16 protein-coding genes are annotated in these 19011 nt (G+C 68.1%); 8 read left to right on the forward strand and 8 right to left on the reverse strand.

Annotation, left to right across the window (positions count from 1 at the left end; genetic code table 11):
• Window positions 1-91 precede the first annotated feature (91 nt).
• Window positions 92-871 carry an AraC family transcriptional regulator gene (locus WS96_RS06800; RefSeq protein ID WP_059822595.1) on the forward strand — a complete coding sequence of 260 codons (780 nt, stop codon included), beginning with the start codon at window positions 92-94 and terminating at the stop codon, window positions 869-871.
• A gap of 462 nt (window positions 872-1333) precedes the next feature.
• On the opposite strand, the gene pcaG is transcribed toward WS96_RS06800, so the two are convergent.
• The 3 genes from pcaG to WS96_RS06815 all read right to left on the reverse strand — a co-directional run bounded on the left by pcaG (window position 1334) and on the right by WS96_RS06815 (window position 3492).
• A complete protein-coding gene (gene pcaG, locus WS96_RS06805; protein ID WP_034205006.1) occupies window positions 1334-1927 on the reverse strand; it encodes a protocatechuate 3,4-dioxygenase subunit alpha in 594 nt (197 codons plus the stop codon).
• Between the two features lie 3 nt (window positions 1928-1930).
• Entirely contained in the window at window positions 1931-2638 is a 708-nt protein-coding gene (gene pcaH / locus WS96_RS06810) for a protocatechuate 3,4-dioxygenase subunit beta (RefSeq protein WP_059831413.1), read from the reverse strand.
• A gap of 278 nt (window positions 2639-2916) precedes the next feature.
• Window positions 2917-3492: a YiiX/YebB-like N1pC/P60 family cysteine hydrolase gene (locus tag WS96_RS06815; protein ID WP_059831414.1), complete on the reverse strand. Its 576-nt coding sequence runs from the start codon at window positions 3490-3492 to the stop codon at window positions 2917-2919.
• A gap of 120 nt (window positions 3493-3612) precedes the next feature.
• Here WS96_RS06815 and WS96_RS06820 point away from each other — a divergent pair, with 120 nt between their 5' ends.
• The 4 genes from WS96_RS06820 to WS96_RS06835 all read left to right on the forward strand — a co-directional run bounded on the left by WS96_RS06820 (window position 3613) and on the right by WS96_RS06835 (window position 6272).
• Window positions 3613-4350: a helix-turn-helix domain-containing protein gene (locus WS96_RS06820; RefSeq protein WP_059831416.1), complete on the forward strand. Its 738-nt coding sequence runs from the start codon at window positions 3613-3615 to the stop codon at window positions 4348-4350.
• Between the two features lie 77 nt (window positions 4351-4427).
• Window positions 4428-5414, forward strand: coding sequence for a pca operon transcription factor PcaQ (gene pcaQ / locus WS96_RS06825; protein ID WP_059831419.1), 987 nt, complete (start codon window positions 4428-4430; stop codon window positions 5412-5414).
• 127 nt (window positions 5415-5541) lie between these two features.
• The gene (locus WS96_RS06830; protein WP_034206211.1) at window positions 5542-5901 is read left to right on the forward strand and encodes a type II toxin-antitoxin system RelE/ParE family toxin; all 360 of its coding nucleotides are present in this window, start codon (window positions 5542-5544) and stop codon (window positions 5899-5901) included.
• 74 nt (window positions 5902-5975) lie between these two features.
• Entirely contained in the window at window positions 5976-6272 is a 297-nt protein-coding gene (locus WS96_RS06835) for an XRE family transcriptional regulator (protein WP_012338300.1), read from the forward strand.
• A 96-nt stretch (window positions 6273-6368) separates the two neighbouring features.
• On the opposite strand, the gene WS96_RS06840 is transcribed toward WS96_RS06835, so the two are convergent.
• From WS96_RS06840 to WS96_RS06850, 3 genes are all read right to left on the reverse strand, one after another.
• Window positions 6369-7643: an APC family permease gene (locus WS96_RS06840; RefSeq protein WP_059822587.1), complete on the reverse strand. Its 1275-nt coding sequence runs from the start codon at window positions 7641-7643 to the stop codon at window positions 6369-6371.
• A 140-nt stretch (window positions 7644-7783) separates the two neighbouring features.
• Complete coding sequence (locus tag WS96_RS06845; RefSeq protein WP_059831421.1) at window positions 7784-12286, reverse strand: DEAD/DEAH box helicase; 4503 nt, start codon at window positions 12284-12286, stop codon at window positions 7784-7786.
• Window positions 12287-12487: 201 nt separating this feature from the next.
• A complete protein-coding gene (locus WS96_RS06850) occupies window positions 12488-13012 on the reverse strand; it encodes a metal-dependent hydrolase (RefSeq protein ID WP_059831423.1) in 525 nt (174 codons plus the stop codon).
• 398 nt (window positions 13013-13410) lie between these two features.
• Between WS96_RS06850 and ggt the strand changes: the two genes are divergently transcribed.
• Window positions 13411-15132 (forward strand): gamma-glutamyltransferase, encoded by a 1722-nt coding sequence (gene ggt, locus WS96_RS06855; RefSeq protein ID WP_011547886.1) that lies wholly within the window; start codon window positions 13411-13413, stop codon window positions 15130-15132.
• 90 nt (window positions 15133-15222) lie between these two features.
• Here ggt and WS96_RS06860 read toward each other — a convergent pair whose 3' ends face one another.
• Window positions 15223-16146 carry an alpha/beta fold hydrolase gene (locus WS96_RS06860; RefSeq protein WP_059831425.1) on the reverse strand — a complete coding sequence of 308 codons (924 nt, stop codon included), beginning with the start codon at window positions 16144-16146 and terminating at the stop codon, window positions 15223-15225.
• A gap of 350 nt (window positions 16147-16496) precedes the next feature.
• On the opposite strand from WS96_RS06860, the gene WS96_RS06865 reads away from it, so the two are divergent.
• Together WS96_RS06865 and ppk2 are read left to right on the forward strand one after the other, a co-directional pair.
• Complete coding sequence (locus tag WS96_RS06865) at window positions 16497-16946, forward strand: winged helix-turn-helix transcriptional regulator (protein WP_006479218.1); 450 nt, start codon at window positions 16497-16499, stop codon at window positions 16944-16946.
• 147 nt (window positions 16947-17093) lie between these two features.
• Window positions 17094-18044: a polyphosphate kinase 2 gene (gene ppk2, locus WS96_RS06870; protein ID WP_059831426.1), complete on the forward strand. Its 951-nt coding sequence runs from the start codon at window positions 17094-17096 to the stop codon at window positions 18042-18044.
• Between the two features lie 252 nt (window positions 18045-18296).
• Here ppk2 and WS96_RS06875 read toward each other — a convergent pair whose 3' ends face one another.
• Entirely contained in the window at window positions 18297-18884 is a 588-nt protein-coding gene (locus tag WS96_RS06875; protein ID WP_059831428.1) for an IMPACT family protein, read from the reverse strand.
• Between the last annotated feature and the right edge of the window lie 127 nt (window positions 18885-19011).

Here is a 19011-nt window from a genome sequence, read left to right on the forward strand (position 1 = left end):
CCGCGCGATGCCGCCGGCGCATGACCGGCCGGCCGATCGCGGCGGGGCGGACCGCCTTCGATAGCGGGTCATTGATGATGGAATTCGGGCCGTGAGAAATACGCTGCTAGATCCCTACGAACACATTCCCCGGAGCGTGGTCGTGCTCGCCAACGAATTTGCGGCGGGTACGACGTTTCCGGATCATGCGCACGTGCGCGGGCAATTCGCATTCGCGTCGCGCGGCACGATCAGCGTGTCCACGCCGCACGGCCGCTGGCTGGTGCCGCCGCAGCGCGCGTGCTGGGTGCCGGCCGGCGTGCGGCACGAATTGACGATGACCGGGCCGGTCACGATGCTCACCGCGTTCGTGTCCGCCGACGCCGCGCAGGCGGCCGGGCTGCCCACCCAGTGCGGCGTGTATGGCGTGTCGCCGCTGCTGCGGCAACTGATCGACGATGCGATCGACTTGCCGGCCATGTACGACGTCGACGGCCGCGCGGGCAAGCTGATGGATCTGCTGATCGCCGAAATCGCGACGATGCCGCGTCTGTCGCTGCATGCGCCGTTACCGGCCGATGCACGACTGGCGAAAGTTTGCCGGCATCTGTTCGCAGCGCCGTCGATCGCGGCCGATCTCGATCGGGTCGCGGCCGACGCGGGCGTGAGCCGGCGCACCTTCACGCGACAGTTCCGCGCGCAGACGGGCGTGAGCTTTGCCGCCTGGCGCCAGCAGGTGTGCATGCTCGCGGCGATTGCGCGCCTGACCGACGGGCAGCCGGTGACGCGCGTCGCGCTCGATCTCGGCTACGCGAGTGCGAGCGCATTCACGTCGGCGTTTCGCCGCATTCTGGGCGACACGCCGAGCCGGTATCTGGAGATTCGTCGCTAGGCGCCGGGGGCTGCGCGCGGGTCACGCCGGTGCGCGGGCCGCGACGCCAAAAAAAATACGCGCCCGCCAACTTCGGCCAGACGCGCTTAAAGGCACTCTGTCTGACAAATGCGCGGACCGCCTGTCGGGCAGCGTTGCGCATGACGCCTGTCATTGTTGCTTCATACGATTCAATTCTGCTGACTCGTTGCGGATAACGAAGAATACGCCGCATAACGCGCAAACGATATCGGGTCGACCCGACGATTGATGTGCTGTCGCAGCATGCGCTTCAATGACGCGTTCGATATCGGGGCGGGAAGCCGATAACGGAAGGATCCGCAGCCGTCACCGGGTACGACGCGGCGCACCATCGAATGACGACGACGCGTGCCCCAAAACGCCGTGTGGCGCGATGCCTGCCGGTATCGCGCCACACGGTGGTACGGTTGCACACGAAACCGGCGAGCGCCGGCGCACGCGTCAAACGTCGAAGAACACGGTTTCTTCCGGTCCCTGCATGCGGATGTCGAAGCGGTAGACGACCGGGCGGCCCGGCTGCGCGTCGCGTTTCGCGACGAGCGTCGCACGTCGCTCGGCCGGCACCGCGTTCAGCACGGGGTCGACCGCGTTCGCGGCGGCTTCGTCGTCGAAGTACACGCGCGTGAACGCGTGGGTGAGGATGCCGCGCATCATCACGGTCACGTTGATGTGCGGCGCCTCGTCGGCGGCGATGCGGCCCGGCTTCACCGTCTCGACGACGAAGCGCTGCTGCGGATCGGTGCCCGTGCCGACCCGCGCGAAGCCCGTGAAGCCGGATTTCGCGATGTCGTCGCGCGACGCGGGATAGCGGCCCGCGGCGTCCACTTGCGTGAATTCGAGCACCGCGTCGCCCACGACGTTGCCGTCGCCGTCGAACACCTGCCCGACCAGCAGCACATGCTCGCCTTCGGCGTGCGCGGCGGCGATCGTCGGCGTGAACAGGCTTTTCAGGTCGTAGTCGTATTGCTGCGGGCACAGGCCGTACGCGAAGTACGGGCCGACCGTTTGCGAAGGGGTTTGCTTCAGCGTCGTCATGGTTCAGCGCTCCATCGGGGTGGCGTCGCGGCCGCGCAGCACGATGTCGAATTCGTAGCCGAGCGCATAGCCTTCTTCGGTGATGCCCATCGAGAAGCGCGAGATCAGGCGATCGCGCGCGGCTTCGGGCGTGCCCTGGAAGATCGGGTCGTACGCGAGCAACGGATCGCCGGGGAAGTACATCTGCGTGACCAGACGCGAGCCGAAGTAATCGCCGAACAGCGAGAAGTGGATGTGATTCGGGCGCCACGCGTTCGGGTGGTTGCCCCATGGATACGCGCCGGGCTTGATCGTCAGGAAGCGGTAGCGGCCTTCGTCGTCGGTCAGGCAGCGGCCCGCACCGAGGAAGTTCGGATCGAGCGGTGCGTCGTGCTGGTCGACCTTGTGCACGTAGCGACCGGCCGCGTTGGCCTGCCACACTTCGACGAGCGTGTTGCGCACGGGCTTGCCGCCTTCGTCGAGCACGCGGCCGGTGACGACCATCCGCTCGCCGAGCGGCTCGCCGTTCTTCACGGCGTTCTTCGTCAGGTCGTGGTCGAGCGCGCCGAGATCTTCCGCGCCGTAGACGGGTGCGTACTGGTCGCGCAGCTTCTCCTTCAGCGGGATCAGCGGACGGGTCGGGCCGCGCTTCACGGACGAACGGTACTCGGGGTGAACATAGGCCGGATGCGACGGCCAGTCGCGCGGCGTGAGGATCGTGGGGGAATCCATCGGGGCGTCTCCTGATAGGTTTTTCGCGAAGTGGACGACACGACTTTAGCCAATCCGGAAAGTTATGAAAAATGACCTTTTTTCGCGAATTGCATAACCGTTCGTTATGTTCGTCCCGCCCATGAAAATTCCGCCGGACAGGAACCCTGTCCGGCGGAAAAAGCGATCGGGCTTCGCGTCGTCGGCGACGACCCCGTGCACGGCCCTCCAGCCAGCCCGTCGCTGCTTTTTTGTCTTTCGTTCTCGTTGTTATCCGGTCTCCCCGAGCGTGCCCGTCGTCACGGATGGCGGGGATCGAACACGATCCCGTCGAATTCGAGCGCCAGCGTGCTGCTGCGCAGCAGGGCCGACGGCGTCGACGCGTGGCCGGCGCCGAGCACGTCGTTCACGTACTGCGCGCAGAAGCCGCGCCGCGCGCGCAGGTTGAAGCGACTGCCGAGCAGCGCGTCGATTCGCCGTTCGGCCACCGCATGGACGTGGCGCTGCGCGTCGGCCGATGCTGCCGCGACGCGGCGCGCCAGCGCGATGCGTCCGCCGTCGGCACGGGCGACGAAGCGCGACAGCGGCGTGAGCTTCGTCCACGCGAACACGGTGGTTTCGGCGATCACCGGTTCGTCGCCCGACGTATCGACGACGATGCCGAAGCGATTGGCCCAGACGCCCGCCGAGCCCGCCGAGCCGGTCGCGGCATCCGGCGCACCGGCCGGCTCGCGGATGAACACGAGATCGCCGACGTGCGCGCCGGCGGCCAGCGTGCGCACGGTGGCGAGCGGCATCGTGCGATCGGTGTCGCGTGCATCGCGCGGGGCGGCGTGGCGCGGTTCGCAGGCGGCTGTGTCGATTCGGGCGGTCATTTCGGCTCCGTCGTTGCGTGACAGGACGGAGCGGATTATGCAGACAAGTAACCTGAATTGCTGATGCGGATGCGCGAGTAGCCTAATATCCGACCACGAGCATCATTTTTCGATACCAACATGACCGAGACCGCCCAACTCATCGAAACGCTGAAGCGCCAGTTGAAGGCGCAGGGAATGACTTACCGGGACGTCGCGCGTACGCTCGACGTCTCCGAGACGAGCGTGAAGCGGCTGTTCGCGAGCGGCCGCTTCACGCTGGAGCGCGTCGCGGAGATCGCGCAACTGCTCGGCTATACGCTCGCCGAGCTCGTGCAGGAAGCGTCCGCGTCCGCGCCGCGCTTGCGCGTGCTGACCGAGCAGCAGGAGGCGCTGCTCGTGTCGGACGAGAAGCTGCTGCTGGTCGCCGTGTGCGCGATCAATTACTGGACCGTGCAGGACATCGTGTCGGCCTATCGCGTCACGCAGGCCGAGTGCGTGAAGTATCTGCTGATGCTCGACCGGATGAACGTGATCGCGCTGCTGCCCGGCGACCGGATTCGCGTACGCGTCGCGCGCGATTTCGACTGGCTGCCGGGCGGACCGATCCGCCGCTACTTCCATGCGCACGTGCTCGACGACTTTCTCGGCAGCCGCTTCGACGGCCCGGGCGAGACGATGACGTTCCTGCAAGGGATGCTGACGGACGCGGCCGCCGCGGAGCTCGAACAAGAGCTGCGGCGGCTGAGCAGCAAGGCGGCGGCGCTGCATGCGGAGTCGTCGTCCGCGCCGCTCGGGCAGAAGCACGGCACGGCCTTGCTGATCGCGAAACGGATCTGGGAGCCGACGGGATTCCACGCGCTGCGGCGCCATGCATGACGCCGTGCCGAACGCTTGGGCCTTTCCGGAAAGTTATGCAAAATGGCGATTCATCGTCATTCGCATAACCACCCGTTATGAATAACCGTATCGCCGACGGTCGCGTCAAATTCCGGCACCTGCAGTGTTTCCTCGCGGTCGCCCAACTGGGCGGCGTGCAGAAGGCGGCCGAAAGCCTGTCGATCACGCAGCCGGCCGTGTCGAAGACGATCGCCGAGCTGGAGGCGATCCTCGGCGTGAAGCTGTTCGAGCGCGGCCGGCACGGCGCACAGCCCACCCGCGAAGCGCAACTGTTCATGCCGCACGCGAATGCGTGCGTGCTGGCGCTGCGGCAGGGCGTCGGGCTGCTGGCGCGCGAGGGCGGGGCCGCTGCCGCGACGCTGGAAATCGGCATGCTGCCGACTGTCGCGGCTTCGCTCGCACCGGCCTTGATGAAGGCGCTGACCGCGCGCTGGCCGCGCATCGTCGTGCGGATCGCGACGGCCGCGAACGCCGAGTTGCTCGAGCGTCTGAAATCCGGCGCGATCGAATGCGCGATCGGGCGGCTGTCGGAGCCGGAGCGGATGATCGGGCTCGCGTTCGAACAGCTGTACAACGAGCCGCTCGTCGCGGTCGTGCGCGCCGGGCATCCACTGCTCGCCAGCGCGGCGCCGGCCGCCGAGCTGGCGCGTTATCCGGTCGTGCTGCCGCCGTTCGGCACGTTGATCCGCCAGTCTGCCGAGCAACTGCTCGGCGCATGCGGCGCGCCGCCGCTGGATTCGTTCATCGAGGTGCTGTCGGTATCGGTCGCGCGCGCACTGGCGCTCGAGAACGACGCGGTCTGGTTCGTGCCGCTCTATGCAGCCGAATACGATCTGTCGGCCGGCGCGCTGGCGCGCCTGCCGCTGCCGTCGGCGGGCACCGACGAGCCGGTCGGGCTCGTGCTGCGCACCGATGCGCAGCCGTCGCCGGTCGCGCGGACGCTGATCGATGCGGTGCGCGACATCGCGCGATCGCGATTCGGGGCGGCCCGCCCGCACCAGGCGCCGCGCGCGGCGCGCAAGCCCGCTCGCGGCAAGCGGTGATCCACCGGGCCTGGCGGATGCGCCGGCTCCGGTCTGCGTCTAGCCGAAGCATTGGCCATCCGGTCAGTAGCCGACATCGGCATGCTTGGCATATCGTACCGTTTTTGATACGATGGACGACAAGACGATGGCGAGACAGCAGATTCAGGTCACGCTCGGCGTGCGATTCTTCCGGACGGCCCGCGGCCACGAGCCGGTGCGCGAATGGCTCAATGCGCTCGGGCAAGCGGAGCGAAGGGCGATCGGCGAAGAGATCAAGACCGTTCAACTCGGCTGGCCGCTCGGCATGCCGCTGGTCCGGAAGATGGCGAAGGATCTGTGGGAGATTCGCGTGACGGTGCCGGGGCGAAGCGCGCGCGTGCTGTTCACGGTCGTCGGCGACACGATGGTGCTGCTGCACGGCTTCTTCAAGCAGTCGCGGGCCACGCCGTCGGACGATCTCGACGTCACCGTCGCGCGCCTGAAAGCGCTGACGCACGCCATCTGAATTCCCCGGTTGCGCCGGAACGCACCGTGTCCGACGGTCGGGCAGCCGGCAACGCCATGCACCTGGAGTACGACATGACGACCACGAACAATCCGCATATCGGCAGCGATTTCGACGCCTTCCTCGAAGCGGACGGCAATCTCGAAGCGGCCACCGCCACCGCGATCAAGCGCGTGATCGCGTGGCAGATCGGGCAGGAAATGAAGGCGCAGCACATCACGAAAACCGCGATGGCCGCGCGGATGAAGACGAGCCGCGCCGCACTCAACCGTCTGCTCGACGAAACCGACACGAGCCTCACGCTGGCGACGCTCGCGAGCGCGGCCGCCGCGCTCGGCAAACGGCTCAGCTTCGAGCTGGTGCCGGCCTGACGGGCGCGAACCCACGGCGCACGGCCGGATCGACGCGAGTGTTCGCGCGATCGGTGCGGCGAGTCGGCGGGCGTCGGCCCGCGGGCGCCTGCCGCGTCATTGGCGCGGGCCGGTGAGCTGCAGATAAAGCAGTGCGCCGCCCGCGAGCAGCAGCGGGCACAGGAAATACCATCCGGTCGTCACGAACAGCCCGGCGACCGCAATCAGCGAAATCCACGCGCAACGATATGCGATGCCGCCACGCGGCAGCAGCTTCAGCGCAGCCGCCGCGCCGAGCCCGTACACCATCACGAAACATCCGGACGTCACGAGCACGAGCGGCTTCGGCCCGACGTCCGACAGCGCCGTGGCGGCCAGCGCGATGGCCGCGAGCACCGCGATCACGCCGAGGCTGCGGCGCGGCACGCCGCCGACCTGGCTGCCTTGTGCGAGCCATGCGGGCAGGGCGCCGTCGCGCCCGAGCGCCGCGCCGAGTTTGGCCGCGCCGGCGAAATACGCGTTCATCGTGCCGAGCGTGAGCAGCAGCGCGGCGGCCGCCGCCAGCACCTGCGCATGGCCGCCGATGCCGCCCGCGATCAGTTCGGCGAGCGGCGCGCCCGATGCGCCCGCGGAAGGCCCGAGCACCGTCACGCTCGCGGCGGCCACCGACAGATACAGGAACCCGACGACCACGACCGCGATGCCGGCCGAGCGCGGCATGTCGTGCGCGGGCCGGCGGAACTCGGCCGCGAGATGCGTGATCGCTTCCCAGCCGGCGAAGCTCCACACGAGCAACGCGGCGGCCTGGCCGACCGCGAGCCAGCCGTGCGGGGCGAACGGATGCAGGTTCGCGGCGCGGGCATGCGGCGCGGACGCAAGCACCGCGGCAAGCAGCAGCGCGACGAGCAGCGCCGACAACACCAGTTGCATGCGGCCCGACACGGTGACGCCGAACGCGTTCGCGGCCGACACGGTCGCGATCAGCGCGGCGGCCGTGACGACGACCGTCGTGTGTCCGCCGCCCGTGACGGCCGCGACGTATGCGCCGCCGAACATCGCGGCGGCAGGTGCGCCGGCCGGCACCGCGAAGTAGAAGCACCAGCCGACGATCGCCGCCGCCTTCGGGCCGAATGCGCGCCGCGCGTAGGTCGACACGCCGCCCGCATCGGGATAGCGGGCGCCGAGTGCGGCGAAGGTGGCCGCGAGCGGCCCGGACAGTACGACGAGCGCGGCCCATGCGAGTAGCGAGGCCGGCCCGGCGACTTCGGCGGCGAGCGCGGGCAGCGCGATCACGCCGGTGCCGAGCACCGCGCCGATATAGAGCGCGGCGCCCTGGAAAATGGTCAGCGAACCCGCGTGATGGGCAACGGGCGAATCGGCATGCGAAGGCATGAGCGGCAGTCTCCGGAAGTCTTGTCTTGTGTAGGCGAGGCGCGCAAGCTCGCGCGGTCGATCGTCCGATGCTACCCGAACGATGGCGACCGCGCGGCCCGGCGATCAGTAGTCGTGTGCCGCGTGCGTGTCAGCCGATGTCAGCAGGAACGCGCGAGCCGCAGGCGCGCGTCCTCGCGCGCGGCGGCCGACAGCTCGGGCGCGTAATGGAACGTACCCGATACCAGCGATGCGACGGGCACGCCGTCGCGAAACAGCACGCGGTTGCCGGCCAGCGCCGGCACCTTGTCGCCGGGCAGCAGCGTGCCGGCGAGATTCAGCGGGTCGGCGCCCGTCACGCATACATACTGCCCATCGCCCGGTTGCCGGCGCAGTTCGCGCAGGATCGGGATGGCCTCGGGCAGCGCGAACTGCTCGCCCGCGAGCCCGGCGACGAAGCGACCGCCGCGAATCTCGCCGCGTGCTTCGAGGCGCTGCAGCACGCGCACGAGTTCGCGCCAGCTCGGCAGCCAGTCGGCTTCGCGTTCGAGCAACCGCCAGAACACGACGCCGTAGCGACGCAGCAGCGTCCACACGATGTGTTCGAGTGCGTCGGGATCGGTCGTGGCGGGGTCGCGTTTCGGTGCGGGCGCGTCGTCGTCCGGCTGCGCCCGACGCTGCACGAGCGCCCAGCGGCCGGCGTCGTCCATCCCGCCGATCAGCGCGCCGCCGCGTCGTGTACGCGGTGCATAGGTCGCGCTGCGCTTGACGGCCGGCTTCAGCAGCGCGCGCAGGCCCGCGTAACTGTCCGCGTTCACGAGGCCGGCCGACACGAGTTCGCCGAGCGCCTGTTCGAGTTCGACGGGCAGCATGTGCAGGTCGTCGAGCAATGCGTCGAAGAACATCGCGCCGTGCGCGGCGAGCGCGTCGCGAACCTGTGTGGCGCGTGCGGATAGCGCCGGCTGCGCATCGGGATCGCGCAGCGCCTGCCACGCGGAAAGATGGCGGCGCGGCAGCAGCACGATCGGCGTCGTCTTCACGGGCGTGCCGGCCGCGCGCGCCGGCGCGCCGATGCGGGTCCACACCAGCTTGCCCGAGCGGCACAGCTCGTCGAGGCCGCCCGCCGTGTAGTCGGTGAGCCGCGCGGGCAGCAGCGCGTCTTCCCAGGCGCTCGCCGCGGCCTCGTAGCCTTCGAGCTGTTCGATCACGGCTGCCAGCGCGTCGCGACCGGTGCCGCGCGTGTCGGGCGTCAGGTGCTGCCAGTGGAACAGGAAGCGCATGAAGTCGGCGCGTTCGACCGGCTCGATCTCGCGGCGCAGCCGCTTCACCGTATAGCGATGAATGCGCGCGAGCAGGTGACGTTCGCACCATTCGTCGGTCGTCGCGCCCGGCGTGAAGCGGCCGCGCATTACGTAGCCTTCGCGCTCCAGCGCCGCGAGCCCCGTCGCGATCGACGCGGGCGGCAGGCCGAGCGGCGCGGCGATCGCATCGACCGTGAGCGGCCCGAAGCCGGTGAGTCGCGCGCGGATCACGTCGACGAGCGCCGCATCGGCTTCCCACGGCTGCGCGCACGCGGCCGGCACCTTGAGCGCCGGTGTCGTGCGGGCGTCGGGATGCAGCGCGCGCACGCACACGAGCCGCTCGACCGGCACCCACAGCACGGCGCCGCCCGGTGTCGCGAGTTGCGTCGCACGGCGGCGTTCCGCGAGTTCCGCGAGTCGCTCCGGCCAGCCTGCGTGCGCGTGCGCCTCGCTGTCGGCGACGCAGGCGAGCGTGAGCAGCGCGTCGTGCATCTCGTCGGCGTCGCGCGCGAGCGGCCACGCTTCGTCGCGCACGGCGGCGATCGCGTCGGCGTCGAGCGCGCCGAGATCGTCGGCCGATTCGGGATCGCTCCAGCGGCGCGACTGCACGGCCTGCGTGCGGCGCTCCTCCAACGGCGCATCGTCGAGGAACGCGTAGGGCTTCGCGTTCAGGATCTCGGCGGCGAGCGGCGACGGCGCAGGCAAGTCGCGCGCGACGAGTTCGATCGCGCCGCTCTCGATCCGGCGCAGCAGCGCAAGCCAGCCGTCGGTGTCCATCGCGTCGTGCAGGCAATCGTCGAGCGTCTGGTCGACGAGCGGATGATGCGGAATCTCGCGTTCGCCGACGACGTTCTCGAGGCACGCGACCTGATCGGGGAACACCGTCGCGAGCAGATCGTCGCTCTTCATCCGCTGCAGTTGCGGCGCGGTGCGCCGGCCGCCGGTGAAACGCGGCAGCGCGAGCGCGGTGGTCGCGTTCCAGCGCCAGCGCACGCCGAACATCGGCGCGTCGAGCAGCGCCTGGATCAGCACGTGCTCGGCGCTGGCCGCACGCAGGTAGCGCCACACTTCGTCGAGCGCGAAGCTGTGCGCGAGCGCCAGCGACAGGATGATCGCGTCGTCGGTCGCGGCGGCCTGCAGCTCGAAGTTGAAGGTGCGACAGAAGCGCTTGCGCAGCGCGAGTCCCCATGCGCGGTTGATCCGGCTGCCGAACGGCGAATGGATCACGAGCTGCGTGCCGCCCGATTCGTCGAAGAAACGCTCCATCACGAGCGTGTCCTGCGTCGGCAATGCGCCGAGCGCCGCGCGAGTACGCGCGAGGTAGTCGGCGATCTGGCGCGCGGCATCGGGCGACAGGCGCAGATCGTCGACGAGCCAGCGCAACGCGGGTGCGAGGCGGCTTTCGGTGGGCGCGAGCGCGGTGGCGGCGGCATCGGTTCGCGAGTCGGTGACGACGCCGGTCTGGGCTGCCGGTTGGGCGTTGCCGTGCGTCTCGGTCTTGCCGGCCGCGTTGCCGGCCGCGCGCTTGCGTCCGCCGGCGCTCGCCTGCCGGTCGCCTTCCGCGAGCAGGCCATCGATCCGTGCGCGCAGCCGCCCGACCGCCGCCGACAGCTCGTCGCTGCGTCCGAGCCCCTCGCCGAGCCAGAACGGAATGCTCGGCGATTGACCTTGCGCATCCTCGACGCGCACGCGGCCCGTTTCCACGCGAATGATCCGGTACGACTGGTTGCCGAGCTGGAACACGTCGCCGGCGAGGCTCTCGATCGCGAAATCCTCGTTGACGGTGCCGACCTGGATGCCCTGCGGTTCGAGCAGCACCGCGTAGTCGGCCATGTCGGGGATCGTGCCGCCGGAGGTGGTCGCGGTCATCATCGCGTTGCGGCGGCCGCGCACGGTGCCGCCGACCACGTCGCGGTGCAGGTAGGCGCCGCGCACGCCGCGGCGGCTCGTGAATCCCTCGGCGAGCATCTTCATCACTTCGTCGAAGCGTTCGCGCGTCAGCCGCGCGTACGGCGCGGCGCGCGTGAAGCTCGCATACAGCGCGTCTTCGTGCCATTCCGTGCACGCGACTTCGGCGACGATCTGCTGCGCGAGCACGTCGAGCGGCGCCTCGGGAATCCGCAGCGCATCGAGTTCGCCGCGTTGCACGCAGTCGAGCAGCGCCGCGCATTCGACCAGCTCGTCGCGCGACAGCGGAAACAGCCGCCCCTTCGGCACGCCGCCGACCTGGTGCCCCGAGCGGCCGACGCGCTGCAGGAACGGTGCGATGCCGCGCGGCGAGCCGACCTGGCAGACGAGATCGACGTCGCCGATGTCGATGCCGAGTTCGAGCGACGCGGTCGCGACGAGCAGCTTCAATTCGCCGCGTTTCAGCCGCTGCTCGGCGTCGAAGCGGTGCTCCTTCGCCAGACTGCCGTGATGCGCGGCGATCGCGTCCTTGCCGAGCCGGTCGGCGAGATGGCGCGCCATGCGCTCGGCGGTGCGCCGCGTGTTGACGAACACCAGCGTCGTGCGATGCGCGGCCGCGAGCCCGGCGATGCGGTCGTACACCTGTTCCCACACGTCGGTCGCCATCACCGGTTCGAGCGGCACGTTCGGCAGTTCGAGCGCGAGATCGCGCTCGCGGGTGTGGCCGGTGTCGACGATCGCGCAGTCGCGCGGCGCGTCGGCCGGCCCGCCGACGAGGAAGCGCGCGACCGCGTCGATCGGCTTTTGCGTGGCCGACAGCCCGATGCGCGGCAGCGCGTGCCCAGCCAGCGCGTCGAGGCGTTCGAGCGACAGCGCGAGATGGCTGCCGCGCTTGGACGACGCCAGCGCATGGATTTCGTCGACGATGACCGAGCGCACGGTCGACAGCATCTGCCGCCCCGACGTGGACGACAGCAGCACGTACAGCGATTCGGGCGTCGTGACGAGGATGTGCGGCGCGCGCTTGCGCAGCGCCGCGCGCTCGGCCTGCGTCGTGTCGCCGGTGCGCACCGCGGTGCGGATCGCCGGCACCGGCAGGCCGAGTTGCGCGAGCGATTCGGCGATGCCGGCGAGCGGCGCGTCGAGGTTCACGTGGATGTCGTTCGACAGCGCCTTCAGCGGCGATACGTAGACGACCAGCGTCGCGTCGGGCAGCGTGCCGTCGTGCGCGAGCGCATCGCGCACCAGATCGTCGAGCGCGCACAGGAAAGCGGTGAGCGTCTTGCCGGAGCCGGTCGGCGCGGCGACGAGCGTCGAGCGGCCGGCCTTGATGTGCGGCCACGCGAGCGCCTGCGCGCCGGTCGGCGCGGCAAACGTGCGCCGGAACCACGCGGCGACGGCCGGGTGGAACACGTCGAGCGCACGGGCGGCAGGGCGGGTAGCTGTGACGTCCATCGGAGCGTTGAAATGGGGTGCGAGCGTGCGGATGTATCGCACGCGAATCGAATCGTCAGTGTGCCAGACGTCACCGGTGCGTGCCGGCCATGCATGTCGACGATTCCCCCTCAGATGGGGGCCTGCCGTGCGCTTTCAATGGACGGAAAGTTGCGTGCACGTCGGCATGCCGACCGCGTGCCGATTTGTGTCGAATTGCAACTAGACGCGATGCAGCCAGCCGAGCCAGTGTTCGATCAGCGGCGCACGCGACCACAGCGACTGCGCGAGCCACAGCGTGCCGCCCCAGGCGGCGGCCACCACGATCAGGTCGCAGTGCCCGCTGTTCCACAGGTTGAGCGAGTGGCGCCGCCAGATCCACGGTACGCCGAGCGGGTTGGGCCAGTCGGCGAGCAGATGCATCACGCCGCCGCAGGCGAAGCCGAACAGCGGCGCGGCCCATGGCGGATGCGGATGATGGATGAGCCCGTGCCATCCGAGCGCGAGCAGCGCGACCCAGCCGATGCCCCAGTGCGTGATGGTGCGATGCGTGATCCACAGGCGGCGCTTGCGGCTCCACCATGCGACTTCGAGCCAGTCGGGCGCGGTGCCGCCCGCGATGCCCGCCGCGAACGCGGCGAGCATGCCCGAGTGCCACGGGCCGGTTGCGCCGGTTTGCGCGACGAGGACGGCGGCGGCGACGCCGGCCGCGACGCCGGATGCATGATGCGCATTGTGTGATGCCATAGGGAGCGAGACGAGGAAACGTGAAGCGGCGCGTGCACGAAACGAAGATGCGGCGCGCAAGCGGGGCGCTATCTTCGCAGATCGGCCTGGGCCGCGGGCAGGTCGTTCGCCGATTTTTTTTGTGCCGGCGGCGACGGCTGCCGCGCGGTTCGCAACTTTCCGTTTTGTGCATTGCGCGAAGGCGCGCGCCGCGGACTGTGGCGAACGATCCCCGTGCGCGTCGCGGCGCAGCAACGTGAGCGCGCGTACACAACCGGCACGCTTTCGCCGCCGCCGTGTGTTCGACCCTTTTTGTCCCCCTATACTACGAAGCCGGCATATGGCCGTCGGCGCGCCAGCGGCCATCCACGGATCAGGTGCTCGTCGCGCCTGAAGGAGATCCACATGGGGGACATGCAATGACTACGCTGAATCGCTTCAAATCATCCGCCGCCGTGCTGGCGACGGTCGCCGGCATCGGTTTCCTGCCGAATGCGCCCGCCTATGCGAAAGGCCCGCAGCCCGCGGTCCTGACGAGCTCCGCGGTGGCGGTGGCCGACAAATACAGCGCGGATGCGGCGGAGCGGATCTTCAAGGAAGGCGGCAACGCGATCGACGCGGCCGTCGCGATCGCGTTCACGCTCGCCGTCACGTACCCGGAGGCCGGCAACATCGGCGGCGGCGGCTTCATGACGATCTACAAGGACGGCAAGCCGTACTTCATCGACTACCGCGAGCGTGCGCCGCTCGCCGCGACGAAGGACATGTACCTCGACAAGGACGGCAACGTCGTCAAGGGCATGAGCCTGTACGGCCCGCGCGCGGTCGGCGTGCCGGGCACGGTGGCGGGCATGTGGGAAGCGCAGAAGCGCTTCGGCAAGCTGAAGTGGAAGCAGGTGCTCGCGCCGGCGATCCACTATGCGCGCGACGGCTTCGTCGTCGACGAACAGCTCGCGCAGCGCGGCGTCGACGCCTCGAAGGAGTTCGGCGGCAAGACCAACTTCGACAAGTACTTCTCCGGGCTGAAGGCCGGCGCGAACTTCAAGCAGCCCGATCTCGCCGACGTGCTCACGCGCATCGCGGACGGCGGCGCGGAAGGTTTCTACAAGGGCAAGACGGCCGAGCTGATCGCCGCGTCGATGAAAACCGGCGACGGCAACGGGCTGATCACGACCGAGGATCTCGCGCAGTACCGCGCGGTGTGGCGCCAGCCGGTGCAGGCGAAGTGGAACGGCTACGACGTGATCACCGCGCCGCCGCCGAGCTCCGGCGGCATCGGCCTCGTGCAGTTGCTGAAGATGAAGGCCGACCTGAAGCAGGACTTCGAGGGCGTGAAGCTCAATTCGCCGCAGTACATCCACCTCGTCGCCGAAATCGAGAAACGCGTGTTCGCCGATCGGGCGCAGTATCTCGGCGATCCCGACTTCTACAAGGTGCCGATCGCGCAACTGACCGACGATGCGTACATCGCGAAGCGCGCGGCCGAGGTCAACCCGAAGGAGCCGTCGGACACGAAGAGCGTGCAGCCGGGCCTCGGCACGACGATGCCGGAGAAGGCCGAAACGACGCACTTCTCGGTGGTCGACAAGTGGGGCAACGCGGTGTCGAACACGTACACGATCAACGGCTACTTCGGCTCGGGCGTGATCGCCGACGGCACCGGGATCGTGCTGAACGACGAGATGGACGATTTTTCGGCGAAGCCGGGCGTCGCGAACATGTTCGGCGTGGTCGGCAGCGACGCGAATGCGATCGAACCGAAGAAGCGCCCGCTGTCGTCGATGTCGCCGACGATCATGACGAAGGACGGCAAGGTGTCGCTCGTGATCGGCACGCCGGGCGGCTCGCGCATCTTCACGTCGATCTTCCAGGTGATCAACAACATCTACGACTTCAAGATGCCGTTGAAGGAAGCCGTCGGTGCGATGCGTTTCCATCACCAGCTGCTGCCGCCGAACACGATCTTCTGGGAGCCGTACCACCCGATCGAAGGCGAACTCGCGAAGCAGATCGAGGCGCGCGGCTATACGCTGAAGGGGCAGGATTTCAGCGGCGACATCCAGGTCATCAAGATCGACGGCAAGACGCCGGAGGCGATGGCCGATCCGCGCGGGCGGGGCGTGACGCGGATCATTCGTTGACGTCGACATGAAGCGATGCGTGCGCGACGCCGACGGCGGTCGTGCGCGCCATTCGGCAGCCGGTGTTTCGATCCGGCTGCCGGATTTTTTTCAGCCGGTCGTTCGGATGAAGCCCGCGATCCGCGCGGCAATGGCATCGGGCGCATCCTCGAAGCAGTAGTGCCCGACACCCGCCAGCCGCTCGATCGGCGCGGATGGAAACAGGGCGGTAAAGAGCGGCAGGAAGTGTTCGGCGCCGAGCGTTCGGTCGGCGTCTCCCCAGATCGCGAGCGCGGGCTTGCCGCGTATCGCGCGCAGTGCCGCCGCATCGGGTTCCTCGAAGCGGTGTGCGCCGCTCGCGAATCCCCGCGCCCATCCGATTGCGCCGAGACAGTCGGCCGGTTGCGCGAACGGCGCGCCGTATGCGGCGATCCACGTATCGGTGATGATCGCGTGGTCTTCGAAGCCGTTCAGTTTCAGCGTGCTCAGGATATTGAAACCGAGCTGCCCGAGCACCGTTTCGAGCGTGTCGTCGGCCGCCGCGTGCATGATCCACCGGAACCACGGCGCATCGCGGCCATTCGCCGTCAGGCGCTCGACGAGATCGGATTGCCCGAACGGCGTCGGTCCGTTGGCCGATACGATGCGCCGAATTCGGTCCGGATGCCGCGCGGCGAGCCCCATGCCGACCGGGCCGCCGAAGTCGTGCATCACCAGCGTGATGCGATCGAGGTCGAGCGCGAGCACGAAACGCTCGAGATTGTCGATGTGATCCTGCAGCCAGTAGCTGCGGCTTTGCGGCGTCGCGCTTTTGCCGAAGCCCATGTGATCGGGCACGACGACGCGGCATGTCGGACTCAACGCCGTCACGAGGTGGCGGAACAGATACCCCCAGGTGGGTTCGCCATGCAGACACAGGACGATTTCACCGTCGCGCGGACCTTCGTCCACATAGTGCATCCGGAAGCCGGATGCATCGTCGAAATGCGGGGCGAACGGAAAGGTGCCGTCGAACGTGGCATCGGACCGGATCATCGAATGCTCCTTCGGTAGTCGAGCAGAGTGGTTTCAAATTGAAACCTTATTAAAGCGTAGATCATGGGGTTTCAAGTTGCAACCGAGTAAATCGCGGGAGCGGTTGTCGGATGCGGGTCGATGACGCGGGACGATACGCTGAAGTGCCGAAATTTGCGGTTTTATTGGTCAGAAATCATGAATCCGTGTACCAATCTGGAGCGGCGAGAACGTTCCGTTCACGTATCCCGAACAGTCGGTTCCTCGGCATTGATCTTTTTCTGACAAGGTTTTATATTAAAACCATTCATTTCAACGAGAACGACCGCCGTTCAGCCCGTATCCCGGGCACGGCATCGCCGTACGCACCGATGAACAGACGCACCACGCACGAAGATTCCCTTTGCGGTGTCGCCCGCCCGCTGGACGCGATCGGCGACTGGTGGTCGCTGCTGATCGTCCGCGACGCGTTCGACGGGCTGCGCCGCTTCGGCGAATTCCAGAAGAATCTCGGCCTCGCGAAGAACATCCTGGCTGCCCGACTGCGCAACCTGGTCGCGCACGGGATCATGGACGTCGTGCCGGCCGCCGACGGCGGCGCGCATCACGAATACGTGCTGACCGAGAAAGGACGCGGGCTGTTTCCGCTGCTGGTCGCGCTGCGGCAGTGGGGCGAGGATTTCTTCTTCGAACCGGACGAGGCGCACGTGCTGCTGGTCGACCGCAAGACCGGGCTGCCGGTCAGGAAGCTGGAGTTGCGTTCGCAGGACGGCCGCGTGCTCGGCCCGGAGGACACAGTCGTGCTGCCGCCGCCCGACTGATGCGCGGCGAACCGGCGGGAATCGCGCGCGGGCGGCGGGCTGCCCGCCTGCCGCTTTGACGGGCGTGGCCGCCCAATTTCATGAATTTGACGCGCGACGCTGGGATAATGGTCGAGTTTGGCCGCGTCAATGATGGAAGGAGGCCCCATGGGCGACAACGATACCCGCACCGAGACCGACAACCGCACCGATACGAGCTCGATGGAGGCGCGCCAGCGCCGTTTCGAGGAGGATCTCGTCGATGCCTACGACGAAGAGCTCGAGATGGAACTCGACGACCGCCGCTTCGACAATGGTGAGGACCTGCTGTTCTCGCCCGAGCGTCGCGAGGCGCGCAAGGAGTATTTCCGCGAGCTGTTCCGCCTGCAGGGCGAGCTCGTGAAGCTGCAGGACTGGGTCGTGAATACCGGGCACCGGCTCGTCGTCATTTTCGAAGGGCGCGATGCGGCCGGCAAGGGCGGTGCAATCAAGCGCATCACGCAGCGCCTGAACCCGCGCGTGTGCCGGGTCGCTGCGCTGCCGGCGCCGAACAACCGCGAGCGCACGCAATGGTATTTCCAGCGCTATGTCGCGCATCTGCCGGCCGGCGGCGAGATCGTGCTGTTCGACCGAAGCTGGTACAACCGCGCGGGTGTCGAGCGCGTGATGAATTTCTGTACCGACGACGAGTACGAGGAGTTTTTCCGCTCGGTGCCCGAGTTCGAGAAGATGCTCGTGCGTAGCGGGATCCAGATCGTCAAGTACTGGTTCTCGATTACCGACCACGAGCAGGAACTGCGTTTCCAGAGCCGGATCGAGGATCCGCTGAAGCAATGGAAGCTGAGCCCGATGGACCTCGAAAGCCGTCGCCGCTGGGAGGCTTATACGGCCGCGAAGGAAGAGATGCTGCAGCGCACGCATATTCCGGAGGCGCCGTGGTGGGTCGTGCAGGCCGTCGACAAGAAGCGCGCGCGGCTGAACTGCATTCACCATCTGCTCGGCCAGGTGCCGTATCACGAGGTGCCGCGCCCGACGATCGATCTGCCGCAGCGCGAGCATCACGAGGATTACATTCGTCGGCCGGTGCCCGACAGCATGATCGTGCCGGAGATTTATTGATCGGTTCGCGCCGGTCGATCTCGATGCGTTGAAGCGCGCCGCTCGATGCGGCGCGTTTTTTTCGGGTGGCCGGTTGACGGCGGGCGATTCGGTTCGATCGGTTTTACCGTCTTTCGGAATGTCGGACGGACAGCCTCGACGGCATGCCTGTAGGGGGGGCGTCGATATGCGGCGACGCCTTCGAAACGGGGCGATTCCGACGCACTGGGGAAACGACGCGCGCCGAGCGCGCCGGGCGTGCGCCGCAACGGCTCAAATCTCCGGAAAACCCGAGCGCCCCTGCGTCAGATCGAACAATTCGACTCTTGCCGCGGCTTCGGCGGTTTCGGGCAGCTTGATCACGAGCTTGACCGTCATCCCGTACGCGCTGTCCACCAGCGCGTAGCCGGCCTGTTCGATCCAGCGACGCACGCGCGCCTCTTCCGGGTAGCCGATCTCGATCGCGAGCCGTGTGTGTCGGATGCGCTCGACGCGCTCGGCATCGAGCAGCGCCGATGCGATCGCGTCCGTGTACGCCCGCACCAGCCCGCCCGCGCCGAGCTTCACGCCGCCGTAGTAACGCACGACCGCGCCGAGCACGCCGTCGAGGTCGTGATGGCGCAGCACTTCGAGGATCGGCCGGCCCGCGGTGCCCGACGGCTCGCCGTCGTCCGACATGCCCGACTGGCCGCCCGCCAGCAGCGCCCAGCACACGTGGGTGGCCGCCGGATGCTCGTCGCGCAGGCGTTGCAGTACCTGCATCGCGGCATCGCGATCCTCGACGGGAACGGCATACGCGATGAAGCGGCTCTTGCGGATCTCGAGTTCGCGGGTGTAGGCGGTGGCGAGCGAGTAACTCATGCGTCGCGACGCGGAAAGCGTAGGGAAATCAAGGCGATGATGGCTGGTGGATGCGTTTGGCGTTGGCCCCGGGGGCGGATGGACATCGTCTTCCTGTGCGCGGGGCGAAGACGCAATTTTACCGTGG

Source organism: Burkholderia sp. MSMB1835 (assembly GCF_001526365.1).
GTDB lineage: Bacteria > Pseudomonadota > Gammaproteobacteria > Burkholderiales > Burkholderiaceae > Burkholderia.